Origin of the sequence: Streptococcus sp. 2022WUSS135 (assembly GCF_044427045.1) — a bacterium.
In the GTDB taxonomy this organism is placed as follows: Bacteria; Bacillota; Bacilli; order Lactobacillales; family Streptococcaceae; genus Streptococcus; species Streptococcus hashimotonensis.
On the sequence record NZ_JAOTGL010000022.1, the window covers coordinates 17,543 to 29,949 of the forward strand.

Consider the following 12,407-nt stretch of genomic DNA (forward strand, 5'->3'; position numbering starts at 1 on the left):
TATGTTTAAGATGGTAGACGCCCAACAAGTAAATAGCCAGATTTATGGATTTAAGATTCATATCTCAGCAACAGCTGAAAACTATAAGCAAGTTTTTCAAATAGTCTATCCTTTACTAGTAGAAAGTAAGGTTTGTTTTAAATATATTGAAGAGGATTCAGATGTATTGCGAAGCTTTTCAGAACTTGAAAGTCGAGCAGAGTCTGGGAAGTATTTTACAATTTATCCTAATTCCCACATTCATTTTTTGGAGTTACTGGAACAGCTCTACCTGAACATACCTAAGGATTTACAAGGAATCTATATTTTGAGTGACCGTCCATACAAGGATTCAAATATTATTTTTTATCGATATGGATTTTTTGAAGACCATCCCCAATACAATGTTAATGGAATTCCTACTTTAGAGGGGCCAAATGGAGAGATTTGGCAAGATTATCAGAAAGCTTATTTTGACTTGCCGCCCTGGATTGAAGATGTTCAAGAGCCACAAGTATTTCAGAAGAGTTACCTAGCAGAAAAATATCAAGTTACGGATTGCTTGCGTATGAGTAATGGTGGTAATACTTACCGAGGTTTTGATAAGGAAACCAATCAAGAAGTCATCATTAAGGAAGCACGAGCGGAAGTCATTTCATATGAAAAGATTACAAAAAAGATGCTGCGAGAAAATGAATACAGATATGCTAAACACCTGCAAGCTTCTAATCGAACTCCTAAGACACTGGAAAGAGTAAGAGAGTGGATAAATGCCTACTATATCTATGAAGATATCAGAGGCCAGAATCTGCTAGATTATGCTAGTCCAATGTCACTCTTTACATACAGTAGCGATACTCCTAGTGAAAATATTGATAAATTTCAACATTTTCTTTCGCTAACAAAACAACTGGTACATTTTATTGATTATTTCCATAAACGCAATATTGTCTTAAATGATATCCATGCTAATAACTTTATTGTATCAGAAGATAATAGATTGCATTTTATTGATTTAGAGAATTCTTATGAAAACGAAAATGACAATTTAATTGGAATCTACAATGAAATTAGTTTGAAAGAATGGAATAAACTAAATGGAAAACTTGGAGATTGTCATAAATTAGCGAATCTACTTTTGTTTTTACTAGGCCGTTTGCAAATAAGAAGTGGAGAGAAATATGAAGCCCGTTTAACAGATGATTTACTAAGTAGGTATGGTATAAAAACCAATCTATCCCAACTGATTTCTTATCTACTCTCTGACGAAGCAAGTATATCTGTTGCAAAAGAAATGGTTGAAAATGTAAGAGTAGAGCTAGGACAAGTCCGTTGTGAGTTAAGAACTTATGAACATTCATGGCCAGAGGTTTCTATTCCCATCGAGCAGTTATTGGATTCAGAAGGTTTATCCCAATATATTCGTTGGAAGGAAGATGATGAACGCCTAAAAATTCTTATTGATAGAGAGAGCAATATGGGATTAGACGGTTTGGCTGGAGTTCTGGTCTTAATGGAAGACGGTGCTTTATCAGCTACCCATCAGCAATATGTTGTAACAAAAATCTTGGATAGTATTGTAGAAACAGAGTATGGACCGTCAATTGCATATGGACTGGGGTATGCTTCGCCTTATCTAACTACAGGTGTTGCGGGGGTGCTGAAAGCCTTGCAGTATATTGGTTATCCGAAGTTCCTCGACCTATCTCAAGAATTAGTGAAGAGTTTGTTAGTTGAGTATGGTCAATATCCAGATTTTAGGCAAGGGATGTTGGGAGTTGCAGATACCTTGCTAGATATATTTAGTGCTACAATGGATCAGAAACTACTGACAGCCGTAGAGAAACAGTTAGTGATGGTTGCAATTAAGGCAAAGTATGATAAGAAATTACAAAAAGAATTACTTTATGTATTTTCACGTTACGGGAGAATGAAAAATGAATTTATTATTAAAAAACAAACTGTATAATGTATTAGCTGTTTCACGTTTGCTCAATTCATTGGGTGCACACATTTATAACCTTGTTTTCGTGATCTATGCAGCTACTCAATTTCGCTCAACATGGGCGATATCTGTTGCTAATATAATCATGGTTCTCCCTACAATTTTTTCATTTTATATGGGGATTCAAGCAGATAAGACTAAGAAAAAGGCAAACGCATTGTTTTCAGCAGCCCTTGTTCAGACTGTGTTATTCTTTGTTATGTCATTCTTACTTCAAAGTACAACGATTGGAGTATTTGCTCTTGTTTGTGTGATGAATGTAATAACTGATTTATTGTCTGATTATTCTTCAGGTTTGCGGTTACCGATTATGCAGAAGAACTTGAAAGAGGACGAACTTATGGAGGCTTATTCCTTCTTTCAGTTCATTTCATGTGTGAGTGGTATTGGTGGGCAAGCTTTAGGGGTATGGCTTCTGTCATTGACAGGTAATAATTTCAGTATTGTTGCGATGTTGAATGCTTGCTTTTTCCTTATTTCTGGAATCTTGCTCTATACACATAAAAAACATTTGACGCATGATGAGATTGAAATAACATCGTCACAATCCATCAAACAACAGCTAGGTGATGTGATTGATGGTATTAAGGTTGTTTTTGAAACCAATGCCTCTGGCAATCTTTTGACAACTTTAAGTTGTATTTTACTTATGAATGCTCTAGGTGGAGCACTTGGCTCTATCTATACTATCTATTTTCTAGATAGGAGTTTATTTGGGCTTACTTATGGTCAGAGTCTTTTGGCTATCAATGCTATCTTGGTTGTGAGTATGATTGTTGGAAGTTTAACACCAAATGATTACTTCGCAAAGTTATCTCTTACAAAAATGATGATTTGTAATGCGATAGCATTGACCGGAATTGGTTTGAGCCATTTATTGGGGCTAAGTGAGTTTGTTGGAGTAGTTTCTCTAGCATTTTCAGCCTATATTGGCGGAAAGGTCAATCCTAAAATTGATGCTCTATTACTAGCCAATACTTCGCCGGAATTGCTAGCACGCACAGATACTTTATTGACCATGTTATTTACACTTTCTCTTCCTGTGGGAACCATTCTCTTTTCTACATTAGCTACTGTACATATTCATTTGACTTGGGGGATGTTTGCTTTTATTGGATTGCTTGTAACTATCTTGGCAGTCCAATCTCAGCTAGCAACTGAAAAATCTAAACTTGTATCTGCATAGAATGGTTTGTTGCTCAAAATTCTTTGGTTTTTCCAGAGAATTTTTCTTTTTGTTTACGAATGAATAGGTGAGGGAGTTATTGCTCATCTATCTTATTGATAAAAAGGGGAAACAATATGAATATATTTAGGTCTATTTTTAAATCGATTATCTATAGAAGAGATGTTGCTTTGTTCTATGCCTTTGCTGGTTTACCAATCTTAGTTCCGATATTGTCTAAATTTTTAGTAGGCGTAAAGGCTGAATATACAGACAATTTTTTAGATTTTCTAGGGGCAGCATTGGCAACACAGGATGGGATTGTGTTACCAACATTGCTGTTATCCTTGATAATTTCCGCAGTTTTTAGGGATGAGATTGATAGCGGTATTCTATTTTTATATAAAGATCTGAATAGAACTCGACTTTTTAATGCAAAAATCATTAGTTTAGTGACGATGTACGCCTCTTATGTCCTTCTAACAATGCTGACAAGTGCGATTGCTTATTTTGGCTTCTTGAACGCTTCTGGAAAAGTAGTATCGGATGATTGGAATAATGTACAGTCCACTTTGCTATCTATTTTTGCAATAATTTCAATCAATGTTATCGGTATTCTAATGGTTGCCATGGTTTCTATCAAAGCCAAATCCTTACAGGCAGTTTTAGCAGGAGTTTTTTGGTCGCTGTTTACAACAACTGCACCATTTCTCATTGGAGTTCGTTATGTCGTACCGAACGGCTATGCTCAGATGAACCTTAATCAGCCACTGCTTGCATGGTCCTTGGTAGCAGCTATAACGACATTTTATATTGTTGCTATCTATCTCAAAGGCCGTTCGAACTTTGAAAAGCTGGAGTTTTAGAAATAGTTAGAAAAAGGAGTTACTTATGCTTAAAATCAATCATTTATCAAAACAGTTTGCAGGAAACGAATTTTACTCACTAAAAGATGTGAGTTTAGAGATCAATAAGGGCGAGATTGTTGGGCTGATTGGGAAAAACGGAGCTGGAAAATCCACGCTCATGAAACTAATGGCCAAGTCTCTAAAACCAAGTTCGGGAACCATTACTTATAAGGGTACGGATATTTTTAGCCAGGATAATTTGTTGTCAGACTTTGGGATTATGATTGATCCAGTCTTCTATCCAGAAATGACAGTTATGGACAATCTTAAGTTTTATTTGGACTTGCATGGGAAAAAAGAGCTTTATCCAAATATTGAGAAGACTTTGAAATTGGTAGAGTTATGGGATGCTCGCAATCGGAAACCCAAGGGATTCTCGTTTGGTATGAAACAACGGACAGCTTTGGCGATTGCCTTGGTTGCGGAGCCAGATTTCCTTATCTTAGATGAGCCTTTTGTGGGCTTGGACCCGATTGGTGTTCAGAAATTGATTGATATTTTGAAGCAGTGGTCTAGTGAGCGACAAATTTCCATGCTGATTTCGAGTCACCAACTGGGTGAGCTGGAGGCCTTGTGCAGCCGCTATGTCTATATCGAATCGGGAGAATTGGCAGAGGCTTTTGAAGGCAAATCTCATCCAAGTGTACTCGTGCAGTTGGATACGACAAAAAACCTAGATTCTGTAGAGGCTTTGCTCAATGACCATGTGGTGCTAGAGGGGGAAGTGTTAGAGATTTCCACTGCTACACCTACAAGTGAGCTAAATCAGATTTTTGGTGTGTTGGCTCGTCAAGAATTGATTGTGAAACTAGAAGTGAAAGAGAATCACTTGAAAGAAATCTTTACGAAAGGGTAGTGAGTATGAAGCAAATTTTTCCAGCTATCTTTAGAACGATTTGGAAGCGAAAGGAGACGCAGATTTATCTGTCGTTTACATTGTTTCCTTTTATTTATCTGGTCACTTCATTTATTGAGGGATCGAATTTTATGCAGATTCATGCTAGTGAGGGGTCGGTTAGTCTCGTTGCCTTTACGAATATGATGATGAGCTCTGTGGATAGTTTTATTCTTCCTAGTTTGACCCTGTATTTCTTGGCTATCTCTGTCTTTAGGAAAGAAGTAGATGAACATACCATGTTTTTATACAGAGATCTTGGGCGGAAGCAGATTTTCTGGTCGAAATATTTGGGTCTATTAGCAACAATTGTTATTTTCTATGGTCTCTTCTTTGCGACATCTGCATTTGTACATTATGTCAGGGTAATCCATCTGCCTTTTGGCAGTCCGTCCGTTTTTGATACTAGTTTGGCAGAGAGCTTGAGTAATGTGTTCTGTATTGTCGCTTATTTGCTAAAAGATATTTTATCAGTTAGTTTGGCAACGGCTCTTTGTTTGTATCTGAAAAATATTACCACAATGGTCACAGGATTTTTGGTGACGATTACGATGATGATTTTAGCAGTTGTTGGCGGTCCAGTTGCGATGCTTTTTCCAACTAGTTATATGCCTTTAGCGAGCGAAGGTCTTACAGGAGTGGGACTTGCTTACTTAGGAGCTATCGGTGTCACAATTGTTTACGTACTCGTATTTACTAAAATTGCTGTGAAAAAGTTCAAGAATTTGGAGTTCTAGGTATGAATAGAAGACTCGTAGGAGTGTTGTTGAAATCGTTCAATAAAACGATGTTCTTGTTTGGAATAGTGCTGAGTGCTCTTGGGGTTGGAATGGGTTTGCTTCTTCCCCAGTTTATTGGTCAGTTGCTAGATCAAACCTATTTAAGCAATCTATTAACACGACCAGAATTGCTGGCTGGCTTCATCCTTTTCTTTGTATCGGTTTATACGGTACAAGCCCTATCCAATTATTTCATCGGGCGTAGTGGTAGTAAGGCACTCAAACAGTTGCAACAATATATTTATGAATCCTTGTTGACCACATCTGTAAAGGACTTGGATCAGTACCAATCCGGCGATCTTGCCAGTCGTTTGACCAATGATATGTCGGTTGTTCTGAACTTCATTACCGTTATTCTTCCAAATTTCTTGATGAATGGTTTGATGGTTATCGGGTCAATTTATTTTCTGTGGACCATCAGTCCGTGGCTCACGGGTCTTAGTCTCTTGTTGCTTCCTTTGTTGTCAATGGTTATGATTCCAATGAATCAGCGGCTGGAAGGTTACTACTCTGCTTACCAAGAAGGATTAGGGCAGGTTTCTAGTAGAATTAGTCATAAATTTACAACGATTCGTTTGATGAAGGCCTTTCAGGGAGAAAAGCATGAACAACGAGAGATGGGCAAGTCTTTTCAGAAACTGTCACAAACCTTTGAGAGAATGATTAGACTATCAGCGGTGCAACATACTTTAGTTAGTAGCTTGATGACAGGATTTATCATTCTGATGTTGCTTGTAGCAGGTATAGAAGTGACCAAGGGTGTGATGACCATGGCCACATTGACAACCTTCGTATTGTACATGACGCAACTGATTGATCCAGTAACAGATATTGCCTCTTCCTTAAATGAACTAACGGAGTTTCAGGCGGTGTCTAAACGTTTGGTAGAGTTGTTAGAGCTGAATAAGGAAGAACAGGCAGATACAGAGTTGGTTGATGCTGCTAGTATCCAGCTGGAAAATGTTCAGTTTTCCTATCATACAGATCCAGTTTTGAATGGAGTATCGGTTAGAATTCCGGAGGGAACTCATGTGGCGATTGTTGGTCCAAGTGGGGCAGGAAAATCAACTATTTTTGCCTTGCTGATGAAATACTATCAAGACTACCAAGGAGAGATTCGGATTGGTCAACAATGCTTAAGTGATATTTCAACCAAGGAGATGAGAAGATTGATTTCCTTCATACCTCAAGATAATACTCTCTTCCATGGAACGATTAGAGAAAATCTATTGTATGGAAAGAACGAGTCAGTGTCTGAAGAGCGTATTGCTCATATTCTCAAGGAGTTGGGATTGTCTCATTTAGTAGCTGAGTTGGAAGATGGTTTAGATACTCGGATTTCAGAAAATGGGACAGGTTTGTCGGAAGGCCAAAAACAACGGTTTAGCATTGCGAGAGCTTTGTTGTTAGAGCATCCTATCTATTTGTTGGATGAGGCGACAGCAAGTTTAGATACTGTCACAGAACGTGTCATTAGCAAAGCGATTGACCGTTTAACAACTGGAAAAACAAGGCTAACCATTGCTCACCGTTTGCACACAGTGCGTGAGGCGGATGCGATTCTGGTCTTAGATAAAAATGGACAAGTGGCTGACTATGGTCCTCATCAGCAGTTAGTGGAGAGAAATCATCTCTATCAAGATTTCTTAAGAGGCTTACCGCAAGCCAGTTAGTGAATGGGAGTCGATGGACCGACTAGTCTAAGTCTAGGGTTACCTAATAATAAAATGGAATACTGATGATTACTTGTACAATAAATAGATAGGAGAAAAGAATGAAACAAACAACTTACACATTATCTTTGGGAGGAAATGATAGCGGGGACTCGAAAGTTTCAAAGATGGAAGAAAAGTTTGAAAAATATATGGAGGGGATCGCAGAGCGGTTACGGCGTTCTGGGAAGAGGAGGATTGATAAATGGTTTATCCGTGTGCGAATTGAGGAGTAAAGTAGCTGTGAGCAAAAATCACAGATGTTTTTATAAATAATGAAAAACACATAAAATGAATTCTGTTTTAGTTTCCCTTAAGCTTGGCGAGTTATACTATATCCAAGCTAGAAATAGCAGAAATACTTTTCATCTAAAGGTGTCCCTAGCTCTAAGTCGCAAGCGACAAGAGCTAGGGATCATATAATCTCCTGGAAATACTGGACTCACTGAGTCTGGTATTTTCATTTTATGCTATAATGGTTTCATGACAAATCGAATTTTAGACATGGAACAAATGCAGGACGAGGAGTACGTCGAGCGTACCCTGCGTCCGCAGAAATTAAATGAATACATCGGTCAGGACAAGGTTAAGGACCAGTTGAAAATCTTTATCGAGGCGGCAAAACTCCGTGATGAAGCCTTGGACCATACTCTTCTTTTTGGTCCTCCAGGTTTAGGTAAAACCACCATGGCCTTTGTCATTGCAAACGAACTAGGGGTGAATATCAAGCAGACCAGTGGGCCTGTCATTGAAAAGACAGGCGATTTGGTGGCCCTTCTCAATGATTTGGAGCCTGGTGATGTCCTCTTTATTGACGAGATTCACCGTATGCCCATGGCAGTTGAGGAAATTCTCTACTCTGCCATGGAAGACTTTTACATCGATATCATGATTGGAGCAGGAGAAGCCAGCCGCTCCGTGCATTTGGAGTTGCCGCCTTTTACCCTGATTGGAGCAACCACTCGTGCGGGTATGCTATCCAATCCCCTGCGGGCCCGTTTTGGGATCACTGGTCACATGGAGTATTACGAACTGGCTGATTTGACCGAGATTGTCGAGCGGACAGCGGATATCTTTGACATGGAGATTACCCATGAAGCAGCTATCGAGCTGGCTCGTCGTTCGCGTGGGACCCCTCGTATCGCCAATCGCCTGCTCAAGCGGGTACGGGATTTTGCACAGATTATGGGCGACGGCCTGATTGACGATAGCATTACGGACAAGGCTCTGACCATGCTGGATGTGGACCGTGAGGGGCTGGACTATGTGGACCAGAAGATTCTTCGGACCATGATTGAGATGTACGGTGGCGGTCCTGTCGGCCTCAACACCCTGTCGGTCAATATCGCCGAAGAGCGTGAAACAGTGGAGGATATGTACGAGCCCTACCTGATTCAGCAGGGCTTCCTCATGCGGACACGGGCGGGGCGGGTTGCGACAGCCAAGGCCTACGAGCACTTGGGTTATCCCTATACGGAAAAATAATGGCAGAGCAGATGAGACAAGTAGCCAGTTTATTTGGAGATTGGCCTGAGACAATTATTTGGACCTGTTTAGAAGGCAGAATGGGACAGATTCATGTTGATGACAGCCAGTCGCCCCAGTCAGCCTTAGCTCTCTATGGATGGCAGAGCTTCTTTGGTTTTTTGGCCGGAAAACCAAATATGGACTTGCTGAAAATATGTGAGGGAAAGGATATTATTTTAGTCCCCCAAAACCAGGCCTGGTCAGACTTGATAGAAGGGACTTACGGAGACAATATCCGGTCCTTTACCCGTTATGCTACGAAAAAAGATACTAGTTTTGACCTTGGGCATTTGCAGAAACTGATTGATGCCCTACCTGAAGAGTTTGACCTGAAAGTGATTGACTGTAATCTGTATGATGCCTGTCTGGTGGAAGACTGGTCACGCGATTTGGTGAGCAATTATGCTGATGTGGAGCAGTTTTTAGACTTGGGTCTAGGCTATGTCATCTTGCATAAGGAACAGGTGGTGTCAGGTGCCTCATCCTATGCCAGTTATTCAGGTGGGATTGAGATAGAGGTGGATACTAGGGAAGACTATCGAGGTTTGGGTTTGGCTAGAGCTTGTGCTGCTCAGTTAATCTTAGCTTGTTTAGACCGTAATCTCTATCCTAGCTGGGATGCCCATACTCTGACTTCCTTGAAACTGGCTGAAAAATTGGGTTACCAATTGGACAAGCCCTATCAAGCATATGAATGGAGATAAGATGACACCGACATTTATTTGGGATTTGGATGGAACGCTCTTGGATTCCTATGAAGCGATTTTGGCTGGCATCCAGGAAACCTATGAGCAGTTTGGTCTTCCTTTTGACCGTGAAGAAGTGAGAAAATATATTCTTCGCTATTCTGTCAAGGATTTGCTGGTGCGTGATGCGGACAAGTACGGTCTAGATAGCGATGAACTTAATCGTGTGCGTGCGACTTCCTTGAAGGAGAAGAATACGCAGATTCCCTTGATGACAGGTGCGGCAGAAATCTTGGACTGGACAGCTCAGCAAGGCATTCAAAACTTCGTTTATACACACAAAAGTGACAATGCTTTTCAGGTTTTGGAGGATTTGGGTGTCCGTCACCATTTCACAGAAATCTTGACCAGCGATTCAGGTTTTGCCCGCAAACCAAGTCCAGAAGCTCTGCTATTTCTCATCGAAAAATACGGACTGGACAAGGAAAACACCTACTATATCGGCGACCGTCTGCTCGATGTAGAAACAGCTATCAACGCAGGGATTCATAGCATCAACCTGCAAATTGATGGCGTGGAGCAGAATTGGAAGATTGTTTCTTTATTGGACATAAAACAAATATTAACAGATAAATCAAGTCATAACAACCTGTGAAAACGGGTGGCTTGTACACCAGCTATAAGTTGTTTCTCTCCAGCAACATCTAAAGATGTCCGCTGAACTTCGTTTAGGCTAGTGCTATGACTACTTGATTAATGGGAGCGGGAAAGAACTCAACCATTCATAGAAGAGTTCGTCAACAAGTCTTTATTTCTAGTTGTTGAGCTGAAACAGTCTATCCCCAGACTGTTTCACTCCCACCCCCGCACAGCTCAAACTGTCTGGGAGACAGTTTGAGGTTGGAGATAAAGCGAACTCTGTTCGCAACAGTCGTAATGGTCAGATTTGGAGTGTAAAACACGAACAAATCTGCCAATCAACCACTGCGCTGAGATGTTGACACTAACTTTGAGAAGCGGTACTGGGCTTTTTGCCCAGTCTCTTTTATCTTGTTATGGCTTCAAGCTATAATAAAAAACGAATCCAGCCGTCTGTTTTAAGAAGAGCATGATATGGAATTTGTGTAATATATTTGATATAATTTAAAAAGTATATTTGGAGGTGTGGTTTATGAACGATAAGGAATTTGGACAGCGTGTACGTCAATTACGAGAATCTGTTAGCATGACACGTGAACAGTTTTGTGACGATGAACTGGAACTCTCTGTGCGCCAATTAACTCGTATTGAAGCAGGTACTTCCAAGCCGACTTTTTCAAAGATTCAGTATATTGCAACTCGTTTAGGTATGGGACTTTACGAGCTTATGCCAGATTACGTATCCTTACCCGAAAGATATTCCAAGCTGAAGTTTGATGTGCTTCGCACCCCAACTTATGGTAATGAAGATTTGGCGGAAAAGCGAGATGCCATGATGACAGAAATCTATGACGATTATTATGATGAATTGCCTGAGGAGGAGAAGATAGCAATAGATGCGATTCAATCACGAATTGATACTTTAGAGTCAGGTACAGCAGGCTTTGGAAAAGAGATACTGGAAGACTACTTTGAACAAATTTTTCGCAAACGAAAGTATGAATTGAATGATTTGTTGATTGTTAGGCTCCATCTTGAATATGTTAGGTTATCTAGCTGTGATTCAGAAATATTTAGACAGTTTTTGAAAATTATAGAGCATTTACATGAGCAAATCAATATCATCAATTCAAATGATTTATTTGTTCTAAGGGATACATTATTATCTTGTGTAAACATTTTGGGAAGTAAAAAATATTACGAACCAATACCAAAGATATTTGACAGTGTAGATAAGATTATACAGTCGACACAAGATTTTCAGAAAAAGCCCATTGTTAGTGTATTAAAATGGAAATATGCACTTTTTGTGGATAAGGATCGGGATGAGGCTGAAAAGCATTATCTAGATGCGGTGCTATTTGCAAAATTGATAGAAAATAGAGAGTTAGAACAAAAGATTGAAGAAGATTGGAGAGTTGACAATCAATAAAGTGACATTTTTGTCCTGTTGAAGAATTGTGAAAAGCATTATACTAAACTCATAAAGATTAAAGGAGATTAGTAACATGTTTAACTATTTGAAATTTTTTGGTCGTCTTGGCGGTAACTGGGGAACATGGGTTGAAGAATAATATTATTAAAAAGGGAGTGGGACAGAACTCGACCATTCATAGAAGAGTTCGTCAACAAGTCTTTATTTCTAGTTGTTGAGCTGAAACAGTCTATTTCCAGACTGTTTCACTCCCACCCCCGCACAGCTCAAACTGTCTGGGAGACAGTTTGAGGTTGGAGATGAAGCGAACTTTGTTCGCAACAGTCGTAATGGTCAGATTTGGAGTGTGAAAAACGAATTGCTGAGATTTGCTTTGCAAATCTTATCTCCAACCTTTAACAGTCCACTGGACTGTTAAACCCAATCATCTACTGCGCTGAGATATTGACACGAACTTTGAGAAGCAGTGCTGGGCTTTTTACCCAATGTCATTAAGTTAAGCATTTAAGTAGCTAAAGAAACTATTCCCGTCTGAGCAGTTCATGACAAAACGGGAATAGTTTTTGTATTTAGGGCGCACAAAAAGGAGGTTTTTTAACCCTATTTTTCAACTATTATGTTACTCTATAAGTGAAGCTTACAGGTACCTTGCTTTTTATCTTTCTTTGGAACGTTCG

General features: G+C 39.6%; 11 protein-coding genes. All 11 read left to right on the forward strand.

The genetic code is table 11. The features are described 5' to 3' along the window. The first annotated feature begins 1 nt into the window (after position 1). The 11 genes from ODU45_RS07510 to ODU45_RS07560 all read left to right on the forward strand — a co-directional run bounded on the left by ODU45_RS07510 (position 2) and on the right by ODU45_RS07560 (position 11,727). A complete protein-coding gene (locus tag ODU45_RS07510) occupies positions 2 to 1,948 on the forward strand; it encodes a hypothetical protein (RefSeq protein WP_136671804.1) in 1,947 nt (648 codons plus the stop codon). Further along, entirely contained in the window at positions 1,917 to 3,170 is a 1,254-nt protein-coding gene (locus tag ODU45_RS07515) for an MFS transporter (RefSeq protein WP_136671803.1), read from the forward strand. The genes ODU45_RS07510 and ODU45_RS07515 overlap by 32 nt, the downstream gene beginning before the upstream one ends. Positions 3,171 to 3,286: 116 nt before the next feature. After that, entirely contained in the window at positions 3,287 to 4,015 is a 729-nt protein-coding gene (locus tag ODU45_RS07520; RefSeq protein ID WP_398581064.1) for a DUF2705 family protein, read from the forward strand. Positions 4,016 to 4,040: 25 nt separating this feature from the next. Then, a complete protein-coding gene (locus tag ODU45_RS07525; RefSeq protein WP_044758286.1) occupies positions 4,041 to 4,913 on the forward strand; it encodes an ABC transporter ATP-binding protein in 873 nt (290 codons plus the stop codon). A 5-nt stretch (positions 4,914 to 4,918) separates the two neighbouring features. After that, positions 4,919 to 5,689, forward strand: coding sequence for a hypothetical protein (locus tag ODU45_RS07530; protein WP_136671801.1), 771 nt, complete (start codon positions 4,919 to 4,921; stop codon positions 5,687 to 5,689). A 2-nt stretch (positions 5,690 to 5,691) separates the two neighbouring features. Next, positions 5,692 to 7,404: an ABC transporter ATP-binding protein gene (locus ODU45_RS07535; protein WP_398581065.1), complete on the forward strand. Its 1,713-nt coding sequence runs from the start codon at positions 5,692 to 5,694 to the stop codon at positions 7,402 to 7,404. A 101-nt stretch (positions 7,405 to 7,505) separates the two neighbouring features. Further along, the gene (locus ODU45_RS07540) at positions 7,506 to 7,679 is read left to right on the forward strand and encodes a hypothetical protein (RefSeq protein ID WP_164503891.1); all 174 of its coding nucleotides are present in this window, start codon (positions 7,506 to 7,508) and stop codon (positions 7,677 to 7,679) included. A 247-nt stretch (positions 7,680 to 7,926) separates the two neighbouring features. Next, on the forward strand, positions 7,927 to 8,928 hold the full coding sequence (gene ruvB, locus ODU45_RS07545) for a Holliday junction branch migration DNA helicase RuvB (protein WP_398581066.1): 1,002 nt from the start codon (positions 7,927 to 7,929) through the stop codon (positions 8,926 to 8,928). Beyond that, on the forward strand, positions 8,928 to 9,674 hold the full coding sequence (locus ODU45_RS07550) for a GNAT family N-acetyltransferase (protein WP_136671799.1): 747 nt from the start codon (positions 8,928 to 8,930) through the stop codon (positions 9,672 to 9,674). Before ruvB ends, ODU45_RS07550 begins: the two co-directional genes overlap by 1 nt. 1 nt (position 9,675) lies before the next feature. Further along, positions 9,676 to 10,311 carry an HAD-IA family hydrolase gene (locus ODU45_RS07555; protein WP_105179229.1) on the forward strand — a complete coding sequence of 212 codons (636 nt, stop codon included), beginning with the start codon at positions 9,676 to 9,678 and terminating at the stop codon, positions 10,309 to 10,311. Positions 10,312 to 10,827: 516 nt separating this feature from the next. After that, positions 10,828 to 11,727: a helix-turn-helix domain-containing protein gene (locus tag ODU45_RS07560; RefSeq protein ID WP_105138897.1), complete on the forward strand. Its 900-nt coding sequence runs from the start codon at positions 10,828 to 10,830 to the stop codon at positions 11,725 to 11,727. Positions 11,728 to 12,407 lie beyond the last annotated feature (680 nt).